This is a genomic window from Enterobacter cloacae complex sp. P17RS (genome assembly GCF_014895885.1).
Classification (GTDB): domain Bacteria; phylum Pseudomonadota; class Gammaproteobacteria; order Enterobacterales; family Enterobacteriaceae; genus Enterobacter; species Enterobacter bugandensis.
The window spans coordinates 54,579-74,048 of the sequence record NZ_JADBQK010000019.1; the positions used below are offsets into that span (position 1 = coordinate 54,579).

Below are 19,470 nucleotides of genomic sequence, written 5' to 3' on the forward strand. Positions count from 1 at the left end.
AAACAAAAAAACCGGAGGCTGGGCTCCGGCTTGGGTGCGGGGTCTTGCCCGGTGGCGCTACGCTTACGCGGGCCTACGTGTATTGTAGGTCGGGTAAGCGTTAGCGCCACCCGACAATTAGAGGTTATCGCCGTTGCTCGCAATCACCTGCTTATACCAGTCGAACGATTTCTTCTTGCTGCGGTTCAGGGTGCCGTTACCTTCGTTATCTTTATCGACAAAGATAAAGCCGTAGCGTTTTTTCATTTCGCCCGTTCCGGCAGACACCAGGTCGATACAGCCCCACGGGGTATAGCCCATCAGATCCACGCCGTCTTCCACCACTGCTTTTTTCATCTCGCGGATGTGCGCAGAAAGGTAATCGATGCGGTACTGGTCGTTCACCGTGCCGTCGCTCTCCTGCACGTCGATCGCGCCAAAGCCGTTCTCAACGATAAACAGCGGCAGCTGGTAGTGATCCCAGAACCAGTTCAGGGAGTAGCGCAGCCCGACCGGATCAATCTGCCAGCCCCAGTCGGATTTCTGCACGTACGGGTTGGAGACCAGACTCTTGCTCTCGTCGTAGTCCAGCGCCGGGTTATCTGCCGTCGCTTTGGTGGCGAAAGACATGTAGTAGCTGAACCCGATGTAATCCACGCAGCCCTGCGTGAGCGCGGCTTTATCTTCTTCGGTGATATCCAGCGCGAAGCCGCGACGCTCGAAGTAGTTGAGCAGATGCTGCGGATATTTGCCGCGCACGTGAACGTCGGTAAACCAGTAGCGACGGTGCATGGCATTCATCGCCATCATCATGTCGTCCGGCGCACAGGTCAGCGGGTAGATAGGGCACATGGCAATCATGCAGCCGATCTGCAGCGACGGGTTAATCTCGCGGCCCGCCTTCACCGCCAGGGCGCTGGCCACCAGTTCGTAGTGCGCCGCCTGGAACATCACCGGCTCGCGGTCTTCACCTGGCGCGTACTTCAGCCCGGAGTTGGTAAATGGCGCAAAGTCTTCGTGGAAGTTGGCCTGGTTGTTGATCTCGTTAAAGGTCATCCAGTACTTCACTTTATGCTGGTAGCGCTCAAAAACGACCTTCGCGAAGCGGACAAAGAAGTCGATCAGCTTACGATTGCGCCAGCCGCCGTATTCCGTCACCAGGTGGAACGGCATCTCGAAGTGGGAAAGCGTAATAACCGGTTCAATGCCGTACTTCAGGCATTCGTCGAACAGATCGTCATAGAATTTCAGGCCTGCCTCGTTCGGCTCCAGCTCGTCGCCTTTCGGGAAGATACGCGTCCAGGCGATGGAGGTACGAAAGCATTTGAACCCCATCTCGGCAAAGAGTTTGATGTCTTCTTTATAACGGTGGTAGAAGTCGATAGCCTCATGGTTAGGGTAGTTTTTCCCCTCCAGCACGCCGTTGGTGATTTCACGCGGCACGCCGTGGGCGCCCGCGGTCATGACGTCGGCAACGCTTACGCCCTTACCGCCCTCTTTCCAGCCGCCCTCAAGCTGGTGCGCCGCAACGGCCCCACCCCACAGAAAATCTGCTTTGAATCCTGACATTCGCTTTCCCTCATTCTGCGTTATTTTCTGCAAAAACAATTACAGAAACCGGTTTCAGTTCGATGATGTGCAAAGGGGATATTCGTTGCAAGCAGATCGCCGAAACCGGTTTCATTTTCGTGAACGGAGTCAAGTTTGGCTGCATTTGCGGGCTATACAGAAAAAAAGATCCCCACGTCCAGAATAGGCTCGCAAACGTTTGCCTGGACTGTTAGAATTGCGCCGATTTTTCTTACTAGCTATGCAATCGCGTGGGGATTTAAGCCGTGACCAACAAAACTTCTCTCAGCTACAAAGATGCCGGTGTTGATATTGACGCAGGTAATGCGCTGGTTGACCGAATCAAAGGTGTGGTGAAGAAAACCCGCCGCCCGGAAGTGATGGGTGGTCTGGGTGGATTCGGCGCACTGTGCGCGCTGCCGCAAAAATATCGTGAACCTGTTCTGGTCTCGGGTACTGACGGCGTAGGCACCAAGCTGCGCCTGGCGATGGATTTAAAACGTCACGACACGATCGGTATCGATCTGGTTGCGATGTGTGTGAACGACCTGGTGGTTCAAGGCGCAGAGCCGCTGTTCTTCCTCGATTACTACGCGACCGGCAAACTGGATGTGGATACCGCAGCCAGCGTCATTAACGGTATCGCCGAAGGCTGTCTGCAGTCCGGCTGTGCGCTGGTGGGCGGTGAAACCGCTGAAATGCCGGGCATGTACCACGGCGAAGATTATGACGTCGCGGGCTTCTGCGTCGGCGTAGTAGAAAAATCAGAAATTATCGACGGCAGCAAAGTGGCCGATGGCGATGTGCTGATCGCGCTGGCCTCCAGCGGCCCGCACTCTAACGGCTACTCTCTGGTGCGTAAAATCCTCGAAGTAAGCGGCTGCGATCCGCTGACCACCGAGCTGGGCGGTAAACCGCTGGCTGACCACCTGCTGGCCCCAACCCGCATCTACGTGAAAAACGTGCTGGAGCTTATCGAGAACGTTGACGTTCACGCTATTGCTCACCTGACCGGCGGCGGCTTCTGGGAAAACATCCCGCGCGTGCTGCCGGACAACACCCAGGCGGTGATCGACGAATCCTCATGGCAGTGGCCAGCCGTCTTTAACTGGCTGCAGACTGCAGGCAACGTGAGCTCTCACGAAATGTACCGCACCTTTAACTGCGGCGTGGGCATGGTTATCGCCCTGCCGGCAAGCGAAGCGGATAAAGCGGTTAAGCTGCTGACCGAGAAAGGTGAAAACGCGTGGAAAATCGGTACGATTAAAGCCTCCGATTCCGAACAGCGTGTGGTCATTGAATGAAAAACATCGTGGTGCTTATTTCCGGCAACGGAAGCAATTTGCAGGCCATCATAGACGCCTGCAAACAGAAGAAAATCAATGGCACCATTCGGGCAGTTTTCAGCAACAAGGCCGACGCGTTCGGCCTTGAGCGCGCGCGGGAAGCGAACATTCCCGCTCACGCGCTGGAAGCCAGCCAGTTCGCCGGACGTGAAGCCTTTGACCGCGAGCTGGTGCAGGAGATTGACGCCTACGCGCCCGACCTCGTAGTGCTGGCGGGCTATATGCGTATTCTGAGCCCGGCCTTCGTCGAACACTACGCCGGTCGACTGCTGAATATTCACCCTTCCCTGCTGCCAAAATATCCCGGCCTGCATACCCATCGTCAGGTGCTGGAAAACGGTGACGAGGAGCACGGTACCTCCGTCCATTTCGTGACCGACGAGCTGGACGGTGGCCCGGTGATCCTGCAGGCGAAAGTCCCGGTCTTTGACGGCGACAACGAAGACGACGTGACCGAACGCGTGCAGACGCAGGAGCACGCCATTTACCCGCTGGTGGTAAGCTGGTTTGTCGACGGGCGTCTGGAGATGCGCGACGGCGCAGCCTGGCTGGACGGCGTGAAGTTGCCCCCGCAGGGTTATGCGGCCGAAGAGTAGTTTGCTATGTCGGGTGGCGCTTCGCTTACCCGATATTCCCTCCCCCAACCCGCTAAATTCCCCAACAAAAAAAATAACTGTCATACTTTTCTGGCACTGTTGGACATATCGTGGAAATGCTCGCCATAATAAGGACGAGACGGATTTACCACGTCCTGTGATTGAACTGGAGTGTGAGCTGTAATGGGTCAGGAAAAGTTATATATCGAGAAAGAGCTAAGCTGGTTAGCATTTAACGAACGTGTACTCCAGGAAGCGGCCGACAAAAGTAACCCGCTGATCGAACGCATGCGTTTTTTAGGCATTTATTCCAACAACCTGGATGAGTTCTACAAGGTTCGCTTTGCCGAGCTGAAAAGACGCATCATCATCAGCGAAGAACAGGGCTTAAACTCGCACTCGCGGCATCTGCTGGGCAAAATCCAGTCCCGCGTGCTGAAAGCCGATCAGGAATTTGACGGCCTGTATAACGAACTGCTGCTGGAGATGGCGCGCAATCAAATCTTCCTGATTAACGAACGTCAGCTTTCCGTTAACCAACAAAACTGGCTGCGCCACTACTTTAAACAGTACCTGCGCCAGCACATTACCCCGATTCTCATCAACCGCGAAACCGATCTGGTGCAATTCCTGAAGGATGACTACACCTACCTGGCGGTGGAAATTATTCGCGGTGAATCCATCCGTTATGCCCTGCTGGAGATCCCGTCCGACAAGGTGCCGCGCTTTGTGAACCTGCCGCCGGAAACCCCGCGCAGACGCAAGCCGATGATCCTGCTGGATAACATCCTGCGCTACTGCCTGGACGACATTTTCAAAGGCTTCTTCGATTACGATGCGTTAAACGCCTACTCGATGAAGATGACCCGTGACGCCGAATATGACCTGGTGCACGAGATGGAAGCCAGCCTGATGGAGCTGATGTCCTCCAGCCTGAAACAGCGCCTGACGGCCGAGCCGGTGCGCTTTGTCTATCAGCGCGACATGCCGGACGCCATGGTGGAGATGCTGCGCGAGAAGCTGACCATTTCGCGCTATGACTCCATCGTGCCGGGTGGCCGTTACCACAACTTTAAAGACTTCATTGGCTTCCCGAACGTTGGCAAAGCCAATCTGGTGAACAAACCGCTGCCGCGCCTGCGTCATATCTGGTTCGATAAGTTCCGCAACGGATTCGACGCCATCCGCGAGCGCGACGTGCTGCTCTACTACCCGTACCACACCTTTGAACACGTGCTGGAGCTGCTGCGTCAGGCCTCGTTCGACCCGAACGTGCTGGCGATCAAAATCAACATCTACCGCGTGGCAAAAGATTCCCGCATCATCGACGCGATGATCCACGCGGCACACAACGGCAAAAAAGTCACCGTGGTGGTTGAGCTGCAGGCGCGCTTCGACGAAGAGGCGAACATTCACTGGGCGCGCCGCCTGACGGAAGCGGGCGTGCACGTGATCTTCTCCGCGCCGGGTCTGAAAATTCACGCCAAACTGTTCCTGATCTCGCGTAAAGAGGGCGATGACGTGGTGCGCTATGCCCACATCGGCACCGGGAACTTTAACGAAAAAACCGCGCGGATTTATACCGACTACTCGCTCTTAACCGCTGACGCCCGCATTACCAACGAAGTGCGCCGGGTCTTTAACTTTATCGAAAACCCGTACCGTCCGGTGAGCTTCGACTATCTGCTAGTCTCACCGCAGAACTCGCGCCGCCTGCTGTACGATATGATCGATAAAGAGATCGCCAATGCGCAGAAAGGCTTGTCGTCCGGCATCACGCTGAAGCTTAACAACCTGGTCGATAAAGGGCTGGTGGACAGACTGTATGCGGCGTCCAGCTCCGGCGTGCCGGTTAACCTGCTGATCCGCGGCATGTGCTCGCTTATTCCGGAACTGGAAGGCATCAGCGACAATATTCGCGTTATCAGCATCGTTGACCGCTACCTGGAGCACGATAGGGTCTATATTTTCGATAATGCGGGCGATAAACAGGTCTATCTCTCTTCGGCAGACTGGATGACGCGCAATATTGACTATCGAATTGAAGTCGCGACGCCGCTGCTGGATCCGCGTCTGAAACAGCGTATCCTCGACATTATCGAGATCCTGTTCAGCGATACGGTGAAGGCGCGCTATATCGACAAAGAACTCAGTAACCGCTACGTACCGCGCGGCAACCGCCGTAAAGTGCGGTCACAGCTGGCGATTTATGACTATATCAAATCACTCGAGCAACCCGATTAACCTATGCCGATAAATGATAAGACCCCACGCCCGCAGGAATACGCCGCGGTCGATCTTGGCTCTAACAGTTTTCACATGGTCATCGCCCGTGAGGTGGATGGCGCGCTGCAGATCATCGGTCGTCTGAAGCAGCGCGTACACCTGGCGGATGGGCTTGATGAGCGCAGCATGCTCAGCGAAGAGGCGATGGAGCGCGGTTTAAACTGCCTGTCGCTGTTTGCCGAACGCCTGCAGGGCTTCTCGCCCTCCAGCGTTTGCATCGTGGGCACCCACACGCTGCGCCAGGCGCTGAACGCGCCGGAGTTCCTCAAGCGGGCCGAAAAAGTGATCCCCTACCCGATTGAGATCATCTCCGGTAACGAGGAGGCGCGTCTGATTTTCATGGGCGTTGAACATACCCAGCCGGAAAAAGGGCGCAAGCTGGTGATCGACATCGGCGGTGGTTCTACGGAGCTGGTGATCGGCGAAGACTTTGAGCCGCGCCTGGTGGAAAGCCGTCGCATGGGCTGCGTCAGCTTCGCGCAGATGTACTTCCCCGGCGGCACCATTACCCGTGAAAACTTCCAGCGGGCGAAAATGGCTGCGATCCAGAAGCTGGAGAATCTGGCCTGGCAGTACCGCATTCAGGGCTGGAACGTGGCGCTGGGCGCGTCGGGCACCATCAAGGCGGCGCATGAAGTGCTGCTGGCGATGGGTGAAAAAGACGGTTTTATCACGCCTGAACGCCTGACCCTGCTGACCGAAGAGATGCTGAAGCATAAAAGTTTTGACGCCCTAAGCCTGCCGGGGCTTTCCGACGAGCGTAAGGCAGTCTTCGTGCCGGGCCTGGCTATTCTCTGCGGCGTGTTTGACGCCCTGGCGATTAAAGAGCTGCGCCTTTCCGACGGCGCGCTGCGTGAGGGGGTGCTGTATGAGATGGAGGGCCGCTTCCGCCATCAGGACATTCGCAGCCGCACCGCGCAGAGCCTGGCCAACCAGTACAACATCGACCGCGAGCAGGCGAAGCGCGTGCTGGAAACCACGGTGCAGATGTACGAGCAGTGGCAGGAGCAGAACCCCAAGCTGGCGCACCCGCAGCTTGCCGCGCTGCTGAAATGGGCCGCGATGCTGCACGAGGTAGGGCTGAACATCAACCACAGCGGGATGCACCGCCATTCAGCGTATATTCTGCAAAACAGCGATCTGCCCGGCTTCAACCAGGAGCAGCAAACCATGATGGCGACCCTGGTGCGCTATCACCGTAAAGCCATCAAGCTCGACGATCTGCCGCGCTTCACGCTGTTTAAGAAAAAGCAGTTCCTGCCGCTTATTCAGCTGCTGCGCCTGGGCGTGCTGCTGAACAATCAGCGTCAGGCCACCACCACACCGCCGACGCTGAAGCTGAAAACCGACGATCACCACTGGACGCTGAGCTTCCCGCACGACTGGTTCAGCCAGAACGCGCTGGTCCTGCTGGACCTGGAAAAAGAGCAGCAGTACTGGGAAGCGGTCACCGGCTGGATGCTCAAAATCGAGGAAGATAGCGCCGACGTCGCCGCGTAACGGCTCAGGCGTCCGCCGTGGACGCCTCTGCTTCCAGCAGTGACTCAAGCGGTGCCGGTCTGCCAATCAGATAGCCCTGCACATAATCAATGCCTAGCGCGTGCACCGCGCTACGTATCTCTTCGGTCTCGACATATTCCGCCACCACCAGCATCTTCTTCATGCGAGCCAGATGACAGATAGAGGCCACAATCTGGTAATCCAGACTGTTGTTGACGATATTGCGGATGAAATCGCCGTCGATTTTGAGAATGTCCGCATCCACGCTTTTCAGCCGCGCATAGCTCGCATAGCCGGTACCAAAATCATCGATCGCAATGCGTACCCCCATTTTCTGCAGCTGCCGAAGGATGTGGAGCCCCTGCTCCGCGTTGCAGAAGGTGCTGCACTCCGTCACTTCAAAGATCAGCTGCCACGGCTCAATGGCATATTTCGCCAGCAGGCGACTCACCTCAAGCGGGAACTGCACCCGACACACCGTTGAAGGGGCCAGATTAATGGCAAAGCGCTGGCCGGGCAGCCGTTCGCGATGCGCGGCGAGGAAGCGCAGCGTATGCTCCAGCACCCACAAATCTACCCGCGAAGAGAGGCCAAACTCCTGGGCTATCGGCAGGAATTGTTCAGGGGAGATCAACAGCCCGTTTGCATCAGTCATCCGCAGCAAGACCTCATGATACCTATCGCCACGCAGGCCGCGTACGGGCTGAACGAGCAGCGTGAATGCGTTGTTATCCAGCGCACGCTGCAGGCGACTCATCACCGCGACTTTATCCTTCAGGCTGCGCTGCAGATGGACGGCGCCGCGCTGCTGAAGATTTTCCGGATGGTTAGAGGAGAGCGACAGATCGGCCACCACCCCCAGCTCACCCAGCACCAGATAGAGGTGGTTAACCGGCGAACGCACATAGCAGTAGCTCACCCCCACCTGCGGCTGCAGCGGCATGCCGTCCCAGACAAAGCGGAACTGCTTGATGTGCTCGTCCAGGGTTTCAATCCGCTGCTGGTGCGATTCGGCGTTAAGGCGAACCGCCATGTCACAGCCCGTCAGGTGATAGACCTGCTCATTGGGCTGGAGCGTGCCGTTAATCCATTGCGCGAGCTGCTGTTTGTACTGAATGCGCAGTAACACGCCATAGTTACGGCCCAGAATTTCAAGCTCAGGAACGCGGAGTAAACAGAGCGCCGACCACGGGTTTTTCGCCAGATCGCGCGAGAGCGCCCGCAGGTTTGGCATATGCAGAACCGGGTCGAGCAGCGCCAGCCTGCGGGAGCGTTTGTTCACCGCCCGCTGCCGGGTCGCCAGCATCGACATGTAAATCACCACAAACGAGAAGACCAGATAGCTGGAAGAGGTGATTGCCAGCTGAATGTCGTACCCCTGGTTCACGGGGATATAGCGGTAAAAATAGTGAATAGACACCAGCAGTATCGGGATCCAGATAAGCGAAATCAGCTTATAGCCAAAGCGCATCGCCCCCCAGAGCATCACCGGCATCAGCAGCGACAGGGTGTAGTTAGTGGTGAAAATCGAACTGTTTTCATTCATCGGCAGCAGCAGGAGCGAAAGCAGCCCGGCAAGCGCAATGGCCCAAATCAGAAACTCAGCGCGCGTCACCTTTTTGTCTATCTGGGTACGGATCTGCGAGATGAGGCTTTTGAGATAGCGCGGATGACGAATCAGGCGGATCAGCAGATAACTTAACGGCACGCCCGTCAGACCGCTGACCAGCAAGGCCTGATAGTTGATCAGCGTGCGAATGTTGAGGGGGTTAAGCCCTGCCAGGCTCTGGCGGCTCTCATACACGCCCAAATACACCGCAAACTGGAACAACAGCAGAAACAGCGTCGCGGGGCAGAAGGCCTGCCAGAAAATGCGCTGCGCCATCAGCCGTACGTCGCCGTATGCCGTCATATTGCGTCTGGGCGCAAACACCCGGTAGCCGCCCCAGCTAAGCACTATAGGGACAATAAAATGGAGCACGCCGGCGACGGTTTCAAACATCCCGACCGACGGGTAATAGCGGATAAACAGCGACAACACGATCCCGGGAAGGGCTTCCAGACCAAAAAACATCATCAGCGAAAGCAAAAACGAGAGCGGTAAATAATAAAGTGCCGCTATCCCGTCGCCCAGGTGCGTGAACGTATTCGCCACGCTCAGTACGGGAAGTAAAACCACCGGTAAAATAAGCGGCAATACCCACCAGCGGTGTTGATTCTTTTTCAGGAAAGCAAAAATGTTCATAGATGCCCGGTTAAACCCCTTTTTCTCCAGATGGAAAATAATGACAGGCATCCAACCTGACCTGGCGCCGCCCGGCGACGTGCGGAGCGAACGGTATGGAGGAGGGATTTTAAATATCAGGGCCGGGAATCCGTTGACATAAATCAAACTATTTTACGCAAATAAGCTTTGCACAGCGTTTTTTTGAAATAATTTTCTTCATATTATCAATATGGTAAATGCAAATATTAATTTCAATAACAATAATTAATGTAAACGTTGACGGTTATTTACACATGACGGAATTGACCCTCTCTTTCCGCTGTGCCTTAATATCCCCGTCGCCCAGAAGGGCATGCCCAGGAAAAAGAAGAGTGAGTCAGGCCACGCGTATGCGCAAACGACACCGTTTTAACACCCGGATGACCCGCATTATACTGCTCATCAGCTTTCTGTTTTTCTTTGGCCGCTTCGTTTACTCTTCCATCGGCGCCTGGTATCACCATCAGGAAAAAATCCAGTCGCAGCAGTCCAGCCTGAACGTCGACGCCGCTGACCGCTAGCCCTGCGATGGGTTTTGTACCAGCCGAATTATCCCCGCGATCCCTTTGCTGAGGATCTTGTCCTGCCGCATCACGATGGCGAGCTGGCGCTGCAGCACGGGCGTGAGCGACATGACGCAGAGCCCTTCACGGTCAGCGTCATGCTCAACCGCCATTCGCGGAACGATACTGTAGCCGAGCCCCACCCGAACCATACGCTTAATCGCCTCAATGCTGCCAAGCTGCATCACCGGCGCGATCGCTAACCCATTGGCCGCAAACCAGCCATCAATGAGCGCCCGGGTACCGCTGCCAGACTCAAAGGCGATCAGCGGCTGGGCATGGAGCGCCTCCGGGGTTAACTCCCTGAAAGCATCCTGCTGTTCCCGCGACGCGATAAAAACAAACTCCTCGTCCATCACCGGCATAACGTCCAGCGCTCTGCCGCTGACCGGCAGCGTCACCAGCCCCATATCGAGACGGTTCTCTTCAATGGCCCTGACGATATCGAGGGTGTTGCCCGTTGTTACGCCCACCCGCAGGAGCGGATAGTCGCGGCGCAGCTGCTCCAGCAGGGGCGGCAGAAGGTGGATACAGGCCGTCGCCCCCGTGCCAAGAGTAATGGTCCCGCTGACATCGTGGCTGAACGCGCTCACGGACCGCAGGGTTTCGTCCACAACCAGCTGAATGCGCTCTCCGTGAACCAGCAGTGACTCTCCTGCCGCCGTGGCCTTAATGCCCCGCCCGGTACGCTCCACCAGCCGCGTTTGCAGAAACTGCTCCAGCTGACGTATTTGCAGACTAACGGCGGGCTGGGAAATGCCCAGCAGATCCGCCGCCGCCGAAAAGCTGCCGCGCTGGATCACCAGACGGAACGTCGCGAGATAGCCAAGGTTAAGCGTCGTCATTCAAAGTTTCTCTTATACAGCGCATAAGGTTGCAGGCCTGCCAGCACAATACCGCGCTCGCTATGCTCAGGACAACTGCATAACGGAATGAAAAACAATGGAAACACCTGCCCTGCCTCGTCGCCTTGCCCTTACTGCCGGATGTAATCAGCTTATCAACTGGGGGATCTCGTTTTATCTGCCCGGCACCTTTGTGCGGGCAATTTCAGCCGACCGGGGATGGTCAGCGCCGCAGATTTACCTCGGCCTGACGCTGGCGATGCTGGTGATGGCCGCGGTCTCCCCTTTCGTCGCCCGTCTGCTGGCACGCTTTGGCGGACAGAAAGTGGTAATGGGCGGAACGCTGCTGATCGCCGCAAGCTGCGCCGGTATGGCGTATACCCGGACGCTGTCTGGCTGGTACGGCGCCTGGCTACTGTGCGGCATCGGGATGCGTCTGTCGCTGTACGATGCGCTGTTCGCCGCGCTGGTCAACCTCTACGGGCAGCAGGCGCGAAGAACGATCTCACGCGTCACGCTGGCGGGCGGGCTGGCGTCTGCCGTCTTCTGGCCGCTGGGCGATGGCCTGCTTCACATCATGAGCTGGCAGGACGCGTTACGCATTTATGCCCTGCTTGGCCTGCTGAGCGCAGTGCTGATCCGCACGCTTCCCCGGCAGCGGCTGACGGAAAACACAAAGGCCATCGCGCCGCCCCTGCGCAACGAGCGGCGTAACGCCTGGCTTTATGCGGCCTTCATCGCCCTTATCACCTTTGTCTCTAACGGCACCTCCACCCATCTGCCGGAGTTTATTGCCCACTTTGGCCTGCCGGTCGCCATCGGCATGCTGTGGGGGATCGGCCAGACGGGCGCGCGCTCGCTGGAGGTGCTGGCAGGCGGCCGCTTAACCCCCTTCAAACTCACGCTCTTCACCGCCCTCGCCATGCCGCTGTGTTTTCTTGTGGGAATAAGCAGCACCCTGTTTGTCTGGTGCGCGGCCGGGTTTGTGCTGGGCTACGGTGCCATCAACGGGCTGGTCACCATAGTAAAAGCCACGCTGCCACTGGAGCTGTTTAGCACGGAAAGCTATGCCCGCCGCACGGGTATGCTGCTTATCCCGGGCCAGCTGATGGCCGCAGCCGCACCGTTTGCCTATGCGTGGCTGAACAAAACGCTGGGGATCGCGGGTGCAATGGGAGTGTCGACGGGGTTAACGCTGGTGATTGCCGGGCTGGCGATAGCGATCGTGCGCCGTCCCGGTAGGCAAACTGTATCGCACTGTATCCCGCGCGACGCGCTGACAAACGGGTACAAAACGCCCCCTCCGGCAAATATCTCCGATACATAAAAATGGTTTTCTTTCCCTGTCGTCATTCAGAACCAATGAGGAGAGAACCATGATTCGTCGTTACGCAATTTTACCCCTGCTCGTCCTGGCCTCTGTAACACATGCCCAGGCCACGCCGCTGGACAACCTGAGCGCCGCGGACGTTAACGGCCCTGCCGCCGTTGCGCCGCTGGAACACCCGCAGCCGCCCGCCAGGCTGATCGTCGATCCCCCGCTCCCGGGCCCGCTGAGCAAAGGCGCGGTGTTTATTCAGTACCGGGCCGAAAACCTGCGCATCGAGCCGGTATTCGGCCCCGAGGCGCTCAAGGTGACCCCGCGCATCGGGCACATTCACGTGGTGGTGGACGGCGCGCCGTGGCACTGGGCTGACGCCAGCGGCGAGCCGGTGATCCTGGTGGGGCTGCCCGCCGGCAAGCACAAGGTAACGATCATCCTGGCTGACCCGACGCACAAGCCGCTCGACCACAAAACCATTGAATTCACCGTCCCGCCCCACGCGGCGATCCACCATTTTTAAGGAGTCTGAACATGAAAGCACTGTCTGTACTGACGGCGGGCCTGCTGGCGCTTTCTGCCAGCGCCTTCGCGGAAAATAAAACCAGCGTCGTGCTGGTGCACGGCGCGTTTGCCGACGGCAGCAGCTGGAATAAGGTGATAACCCTTCTGCAGAAACAGCACGCAGAGGTCATTGCCGTCCAGCTCCCGCTCACCTCGCTTAATGATGATGTTGCCGCCACAAAACGAGCCATCGCCCGGGCGCACGGCGACGTGGTGCTGGTAGGCCACTCCTGGGGCGGCACCGTGATTAGCGAGGCGGGCAACGATGCACGGGTAAAATCGCTGGTCTATGTGGCGGCGTTCGCGCCGGATTCCGGCCAGTCGACGGCGGATCTGGCAGGTAGCTTCCCTCCGCCGCCGGGTAGCGCGGGCATTGCTAAAACGGCGGACGGCTATTTATACCTGCCGACGGAAGCCGTCAGGAAGGACTTCGCGCCTGACGTGAAGCCGGGTGAACAAAACGCTATCGCGGCCACGCAGGGGCCCATTAAGGCCGATGCGTTTGGTGAAAAGGTGACTCACGCGGCGTGGCATGATAAACCGAGCTGGTTTGTGGTCAGCAAGGATGACCGGATGATCAACCCCGACCTGGAACGTGCGATGGCAAAGGCAATACATGCGAAAACCACCGAGGTGGCCGCGAGCCACGTGTCGATGGTGAGTCAGCCGGAGGCCATCGCCCGGACGATTGAGCAGGCGAGGCGGACGCACTGAGGACAATTCGCCCGGCGGCGCTACGCTTGCACGAACCTACGATTTCGTAGGCAGGGTAAGCGCAGCGCCTCCCGACAAGAAAGGCCGTCTCAGCCCCCCCTCTCTGCGGGATAATCGCGATTAATCCACGCGTGGTCCTCTTCCCAGGTGAACATCCATTTGCGCACCGGACCGGCCATCACGTTGAGGTAGTAGCTGTCATACCCGGCCATCGTCGCCACCGGATGATACCCCTTCGGCACCATCACCACGTCACGGTTGTAGACCGCCATACACTCATCCAGCGTTCTGTCGTCGGTGTAGACGCGCTGCATGCAGAACCCCTGCTCCGGGTTGAGGCGATGGTAGTAGGTCTCCTCCAGGTAGGTCTCCTGCGGCGGGTTATCCGTGTCATGCTTGTGGCTCGGGTACGAGCTGGTACAGCCCTCGCTAGTCCAGACCTCCACCACCAGCAGGCTGTCGGCGGGCTTGTCTTCCGGCAGAATGTTGTGCACGTAGCGCTGGTTGTGCCCCTTGCCGCGCGCTTCAGCGTCGATATCCTGCGGGGCAATCAGCCGCGTCGGGTACGAGCCCTTGCCCGGCGCGGCGCAGACCGCCAGCTCCAGCGCCGTCAGCGCCTTCACCTGCACCGTCTCCTGCGGGGTGACGTATACCGCCCACGGCTTGATGCGCTCGAACGGGCTCATCCTCTCGCCGATATCGTTAAACTGCGCGGAAGGAGTGGTGATAGAGGCGCGCCCGGCGACCAGCACCAGGCAGCGCTCTTCCCTGACGGCGGGCAGCGTCAGCGTCTGCCCCTCCTGTAGCTCATACGCCTCAAACCCGACGTACCCCCACTCTGCGCGTTCCGGGGTGACGGACTGAGTGCGTCCCTCCGCGTTCGGCTGCTGCCAGCGTGATAACAGACGTGACATGTCACCTCCTCAAATAAGCCCGGCGTCGCGCGCCAGGCGGCTCAGGTTGTTATACCCCAGACGAGCGTAGGTCAGCGGATGGGCAATCGCCGGATCCTGCTCGGCCTCCACCACCAGCCAGCCGCGATAGTCCTGCGCCTTCAGCAGACTCATGATCGGCGGGTAATCGACGCAGCCATCGCCCGGCACGGTAAACACGCCGCTCAGCACCGCATCGAGGAAGCTGGTTTTGCGGTTTTTCACGTCCGCCAGCACGTCGGCGCGCACGTCTTTGCAGTGAACGTGGTTGATGCGCGACGCCCAGCGCTGCGCCACCGCCAGCGGATCGGCCCCGGCAAAGGTCAGGTGACCGGTGTCCAGCAGCAGTCCCACCGCCTCTCCGGTGTGGGTCATCAGGTTGTCCACGTCGTCGGCGGACTCAATCACCGTGCCCATATGATGATGGTAAGCAATCTGGACTCCCTGCTGCTGGGTGTAGCGGGCAAATTCGGTGAGCTTCTCGCCGTACTCCTTCCAGCGCGCCTGAGGGAAACGCGGACGCAGATGCACCGGGGTCTGCTGCTCGCCGTGAATGCAGCCGCTCACTTCCGCAAAGACCAGCACCTTCGCCCCCAGCTCGCGCAGCAGCGTCAGGTGCGGCTGCACGGCGGCGATCTCCTCCTCCACGCTGCGCTCCAGCAGGCGGCCGGAGTACCAGCCGGAGACCAGCTGCAGGTCGTGGCGCTGCAAAATCGGGCCAAGCAGGCGTGCTTCACGCGGGAATTTGTTGCCCAGCTCAAAGCCAGCAAAACCGGCCTCTTTCCCTTCGCTCAGGCAGGTCTCCAGCGAGGTTTCCGCGCCGAGGGAAGGCAGATCGTCGTTCGTCCACGTCAGCGGGTTAATGCCTAATTGCACATTCATTGTTATCTCCATTATGCGTGTCCGCGCTCGCGCCACCAGGCGATAAGCTGCAGGTAGTTGTCCCGGATGCGCGCTACCAGCTGCGCATCGTCAATATCGTGCTTCAGCCACGCGCGGGAGGCGTCGCCAAACAGCGTGCGCCCCACGGCGAAGCCTTTAACCAGCGGCTGCCCCGCTGCGGCCTTGAAGCCCGCGCGCAGCTGTTCCGCCGGAGCGTCCAGACCGAGGATCACCACCCCGCGGCAGTGCGGGTCCCGGCGTTCGATAATTTCGCCGAGCGCCGTCCAGCCGTCGGCGGAAAGCGGCGGCAGCTTCCACCAGTCCGGGTAAATGCCCAGGTTGTAGAAGCGGGAAATGGCGCGCAGGTAGAGCTCGTCGCTGCGCGGCATGCTGGCGGGCAGGATCACCTCCAGCAGCAGCTCGTGCCCGGACCGGCAGCAGGCGTGGTACACCTCAGCGATTTTCTGCTCCTGCTCCAGGCGCAGGCCATGAGCGTCTTCCGGGTGGAAGAAGACCAGGCACTTCACCACGTGCTCCTGCGGCCAGCTGATAAGCTGGGTGCCGATATTGCCGTGCTCCATCTCCAGCGGCCGGGAGCCCGGCAGCTCAATGGGGCGACCAATCCACCACCCTTCCCCGGTGATCGCGTTCAGCGCGTCCTGACCAAAGGTGCCGTCACACAGCAGGCCGGCTTTGCCCTCCAGCCCGGCGCGGCTCGCCGCCTCGCGGCTGGCCTGCAGGATCAGCTGCTTCAGCGCCGGAATGCGCTTAAGCGACGCGCCGCACTGCATCGCCATATCCTCAAGCTGGCTGCGGTGATCGAAGGCCATCACGCACAGCTCCGGCCATTCGCGGCGGCGGGTGGTCACCCGGTGGAGATGGTTAAGACGCGGGTCAAGATCCGGGCGCGGCACAACCGCAGCGCGGGAGAGATAGTCATCCAGCTCGATTTTGCTCGGCATCGCCGGGGCGCAGCCGTGGCGCGAGACCACCAGCGCGCCGCAGGCGTTGGCGTAGCGGCACGCCTGCTCCCAGCCCTCGTCGTTCAGGTAGCCGCGCAGCAGGCCAGACATAAACGCATCCCCCGCCCCGAGAACGTTCAGCACCTCCACGCGCACGCCGGTCACCGTCAGGCCGTCGTCCAGCCGGGACGGGATGGCGTCGGTATAGACCGAGCAGCCGAGCGCGCCGCGCTTGCAGACCAGCGTTGCTTCACTGACGGTGCGCACTTGCCCCAGCGCCTGCAGCGTATCCGTGCTGCCGCCCGCAATGTGGAACTCCTCTTCGGTGCCGACAATGACGTCGAAGAGGTGCAGTACCTCCTGCAGCTCGCGGGTGACCTGGTCGGCGGCGATAAAGCGCGTTTCACCGTCGCCTAAGGAGGTGAGCCCCCACAGCACCGGACGGTAGTCGATGTCCAGCACCGTGCGCACGCCGTGACGGCGGGCATAGCCCAGCGCCGTCAGCACCGCCTCGCGGGTCTGCGGATGAGAAAGGTGGGTCCCGGTGATGGCAAGACAACGTGCGGAGGCAATGTAGCTTTCATTCACATCGCTGGCGGTAATCGCCATATCCGCGCAGTTATCGCGATAAAAAATCAGAGGAAAGGTGTCCCGGTCTTTAATGCCGAGTAGCACCAGCGCCGTGAGGCGCTCTTTATCGGTAATCAGATGGCTGGTATCGCAGCCTACCTGGTTGAGCTCTTCGCGCAGGAAGCGGCCCATATGTTCATCGCCGACGCGCGCCAGCATCGACGAGCGCAGGCCCTGGCGCGCGGTGCCGTACGCCACGTTGCCGGAGGATCCGCCAAGGTATTTGGCGAAGCTCGACACGTCCTCCAGGCGGGCACCAATCTGCTGACTATAGAGGTCTACCGCCACGCGGCCCATGCATATCACATCAAACTGCTTTTCCACGTTGATACCTCATCAGACAATGTCGTTCACGTTCAGCCAGCGGCCCTGCAGGTGCGAGAGCGCAATCGCGTCCAGCACGCGCGACACCTTCCAGCCCTCTTCGAAGTCCGGCCACATCGGCGCGTCGGCGGCAATCCCGTCCACCAGGTCGCGCACCTCCACCGTTTTTTGATCGTTAAAGCCAATTCCGTGGCCTGCGCCCATGCAGAACGCGGCGTAGTCCGGGTGCGCCGGGCCGACGAGCAGCGTGCGGAACCCCTGACGGTTCACCGGATCGTCATGCAGATAGAGCTTTAGCTCCGCCATGCGCTCCTGGGTGAAGCTGATGGCGCCCTTCGTCCCGGTGATCACGTACGAGAGCCCCATCTTGCGGCCGCAGGCGACGCGGGAGGTTTCAATGACACCCTGCGCCCCGCCCGCGAAGCGCACCATCGCGTGGGCCTGATCCTCGTTTTCCACCGCAATCATCTCTGACGATCCGGCCTTCGCCGGGCGCGCCGGGACCACGATCTTCAGATCGCCGCAGACCTGCTCGATATCGCCCACCAGGTACTGAGCCATATTGACGATATGCGCCGCGAGGTCGCCCAGCGCGCCCAGCCCGGCGGTCTCTTTAAAGCAGTGCCAGTGGATGGGCGACAGCGGGTCGGCCATGTAGTCTTCGTTGTGGGTGCCGTAGAAGTGGATCACATCGCCAATCTCGCCGCGGGCGATAATATCCTTCGCCAGCTGCGCCGTCGGGTTCTTCATGTAGTTGAACCCCACCAGCGTTTTCACCCCGGCCCGCTTCGCGGCGTCGACCATCTCGCGCGCATCGTGGGCGTTGAGCGCCAGAGGCTTCTCCGAGTAGACGTGCTTGCCGTGGCGGATCGCCTCCAGCGCCATCTCTTTATGCAGGTGGTTGGGTGAGCAAATATCCACCACGTCAATGGCCGGGTCGGCCACCAGCGCCCGCCAGTCTCCCGTTGAACGGTTAAAGCCAAACGCCTGCGCGCGCTCTGCCGCCAGCTCCGGCGTGACTTCCGCCACCATCTCGCGCACCAGCCTGCCGCGCAGGTCGAACACCGTGGGAGCCTGGGCATAGGCGATAGCGTGCGCCTTGCCGATATACCCGGTGCCAATCAATCCAATACGAACCTCTTTCATCACGATCCTCACAGTGCGCCGCGGCGGCTCTTGGCGTAGGTATCAAACGCCACCGCCAGAACGATAATTAACCCGGTGATAATCTGCTGGTAGTAAGCCGAGACGTTCATCAGCACCAGGCCGTTAATCAGAATGCCCATAATGATGGAGCCGATAATGGTGCCGCCGATGCGCCCGTAGCCGCCCATCAGCGAGGTGCCGCCAATCACCACCGAGGCGATGACGCGCAGCTCAAAGGAGATCCCGGCCACCGCCTCGGCGCTACCCAGACGCGCGCTCAGGATGAAGCCCGCCAGCCCGGCCAGACAGCCGATCAGCACGTAGACGCTGACGAGCACGCGCTTGACGTTCACCCCTGCCAGGCGCGCCGCCTCCGGGTTGCCGCCGATGGCGTAGACGAAGCGGCCCCAGCGGGTTTTATGCAGCGCCAGATAGCCGCCGACGGCGACGATGGCGAAGATCCAGATCGGAATGGAGATGCCGAGCAACTCCCCGCGCCCCCACCAGCGGTAGCCAGGATCAAAACCGGCAATCGGCGCGCCGTCGTTGATCACCAGCGTCAGGCCGCGCCAGATGGTCATCCCGCCGAGGGTGACGATAAACGGCGGCAGGCGCAGGCGGGTGACGCCCAGACCGTGCAGGAAGCCAATCGCCGTGCCCATCGCCAGACAAATCCCCAGCCCGATTAGCCAGCTCATGCCGCCCCAGGCGTTCGGGTCGACGGTGGTGAAGTTATCGCCCTTAATAACGTACGCCGCGGTCATGGCGCACACCGCCAGAATGGAGCCCACGGAGAGGTCGATCCCGGCGGTCAGAATGACGAAGGTCATCCCCACGGCCATGATCCCGTAGATGGAGACTTCGGTCAGGATGTTGAAAATATTGCGTTCAGAGAAAAAGTTACTGTTCTGCGACTGAAAGAAGATCAGCAGCAGGATCATGAAAATCAACACCCCGAAGCGCTCGAAGAAGGCGATGGGATCGATGCGTCCGGCGCGTTTGACCGGGGCCTGCGTTTTAGAAATCATCTGCGTCATGAGAAACT

General features: G+C 59.4%; 16 protein-coding genes. 8 read left to right on the forward strand and 8 right to left on the reverse strand.

Annotated elements, in window-relative coordinates; all coding sequences use genetic code 11:
* Nucleotides 1-117: 117 nt before the first annotated feature.
* Nucleotides 118-1,548, reverse strand: coding sequence for a 6-phospho-beta-glucosidase (locus tag IM265_RS14775; protein ID WP_028014031.1), 1,431 nt, complete (start codon nt 1,546-1,548; stop codon nt 118-120).
* Nucleotides 1,549-1,814: 266 nt separating this feature from the next.
* On the opposite strand from IM265_RS14775, the gene purM reads away from it, so the two are divergent.
* The 4 genes from purM (at nt 1,815) to ppx (ending at nt 7,276) form a co-directional block, all read left to right on the forward strand.
* Complete coding sequence (purM, locus tag IM265_RS14780; RefSeq protein WP_193030360.1) at nt 1,815-2,852, forward strand: phosphoribosylformylglycinamidine cyclo-ligase; 1,038 nt, start codon at nt 1,815-1,817, stop codon at nt 2,850-2,852.
* The gene (gene purN / locus IM265_RS14785) at nt 2,849-3,490 is read left to right on the forward strand and encodes a phosphoribosylglycinamide formyltransferase (protein ID WP_028014032.1); all 642 of its coding nucleotides are present in this window, start codon (nt 2,849-2,851) and stop codon (nt 3,488-3,490) included. The genes purM and purN overlap by 4 nt, the downstream gene beginning before the upstream one ends.
* A gap of 183 nt (nt 3,491-3,673) precedes the next feature.
* Nucleotides 3,674-5,734, forward strand: coding sequence for a polyphosphate kinase 1 (ppk1, locus tag IM265_RS14790; protein WP_028014033.1), 2,061 nt, complete (start codon nt 3,674-3,676; stop codon nt 5,732-5,734).
* Between the two features lie 3 nt (nt 5,735-5,737).
* A complete protein-coding gene (ppx, locus tag IM265_RS14795; RefSeq protein WP_193030358.1) occupies nt 5,738-7,276 on the forward strand; it encodes an exopolyphosphatase in 1,539 nt (512 codons plus the stop codon).
* Nucleotides 7,277-7,280: 4 nt separating this feature from the next.
* Here ppx and IM265_RS14800 read toward each other — a convergent pair whose 3' ends face one another.
* Nucleotides 7,281-9,521 (reverse strand): EAL domain-containing protein, encoded by a 2,241-nt coding sequence (locus IM265_RS14800; RefSeq protein WP_028014035.1) that lies wholly within the window; start codon nt 9,519-9,521, stop codon nt 7,281-7,283.
* Nucleotides 9,522-9,892: 371 nt separating this feature from the next.
* Here IM265_RS14800 and IM265_RS14805 point away from each other — a divergent pair, with 371 nt between their 5' ends.
* Complete coding sequence (locus tag IM265_RS14805) at nt 9,893-10,063, forward strand: YfgG family protein (RefSeq protein WP_193030356.1); 171 nt, start codon at nt 9,893-9,895, stop codon at nt 10,061-10,063.
* Here IM265_RS14805 and IM265_RS14810 read toward each other — a convergent pair.
* Nucleotides 10,060-10,950, reverse strand: a complete 891-nt coding sequence (locus IM265_RS14810; RefSeq protein WP_193030354.1) for a LysR family transcriptional regulator — start codon at nt 10,948-10,950, stop codon at nt 10,060-10,062. The two genes, IM265_RS14805 and IM265_RS14810, sit on opposite strands and share 4 nt — an antisense overlap.
* Before the next feature lie 97 nt (nt 10,951-11,047).
* Between IM265_RS14810 and IM265_RS14815 the strand changes: the two genes are divergently transcribed.
* The 3 genes from IM265_RS14815 to IM265_RS14825 are packed head-to-tail and all read left to right on the forward strand — an operon-like array spanning nt 11,048 to nt 13,549.
* Nucleotides 11,048-12,277: an MFS transporter gene (locus IM265_RS14815; RefSeq protein WP_193030352.1), complete on the forward strand. Its 1,230-nt coding sequence runs from the start codon at nt 11,048-11,050 to the stop codon at nt 12,275-12,277.
* Between the two features lie 49 nt (nt 12,278-12,326).
* Nucleotides 12,327-12,794, forward strand: a complete 468-nt coding sequence (locus IM265_RS14820; RefSeq protein WP_048959920.1) for a DUF6130 family protein — start codon at nt 12,327-12,329, stop codon at nt 12,792-12,794.
* An 11-nt stretch (nt 12,795-12,805) separates the two neighbouring features.
* On the forward strand, nt 12,806-13,549 hold the full coding sequence (locus tag IM265_RS14825) for an alpha/beta fold hydrolase (RefSeq protein ID WP_193030350.1): 744 nt from the start codon (nt 12,806-12,808) through the stop codon (nt 13,547-13,549).
* Between the two features lie 89 nt (nt 13,550-13,638).
* On the opposite strand, the gene iolB is transcribed toward IM265_RS14825, so the two are convergent.
* Genes iolB through IM265_RS14850 form a run of 5 tightly spaced genes read right to left on the reverse strand, consistent with a single transcriptional unit; the run spans nt 13,639 to nt 19,462 of the window.
* Nucleotides 13,639-14,463, reverse strand: coding sequence for a 5-deoxy-glucuronate isomerase (gene iolB / locus IM265_RS14830; protein WP_193030348.1), 825 nt, complete (start codon nt 14,461-14,463; stop codon nt 13,639-13,641).
* A 9-nt stretch (nt 14,464-14,472) separates the two neighbouring features.
* Nucleotides 14,473-15,363, reverse strand: coding sequence for a myo-inosose-2 dehydratase (gene iolE, locus IM265_RS14835; RefSeq protein WP_063437011.1), 891 nt, complete (start codon nt 15,361-15,363; stop codon nt 14,473-14,475).
* Nucleotides 15,364-15,374: 11 nt separating this feature from the next.
* Nucleotides 15,375-17,279: a 5-dehydro-2-deoxygluconokinase gene (iolC, locus tag IM265_RS14840; RefSeq protein WP_193030346.1), complete on the reverse strand. Its 1,905-nt coding sequence runs from the start codon at nt 17,277-17,279 to the stop codon at nt 15,375-15,377.
* A gap of 12 nt (nt 17,280-17,291) precedes the next feature.
* A complete protein-coding gene (locus tag IM265_RS14845) occupies nt 17,292-18,425 on the reverse strand; it encodes a Gfo/Idh/MocA family protein (RefSeq protein WP_193030344.1) in 1,134 nt (377 codons plus the stop codon).
* Nucleotides 18,426-18,433: 8 nt separating this feature from the next.
* Complete coding sequence (locus IM265_RS14850) at nt 18,434-19,462, reverse strand: ABC transporter permease (protein ID WP_028014045.1); 1,029 nt, start codon at nt 19,460-19,462, stop codon at nt 18,434-18,436.
* Nucleotides 19,463-19,470: the final 8 nt, after the last annotated feature.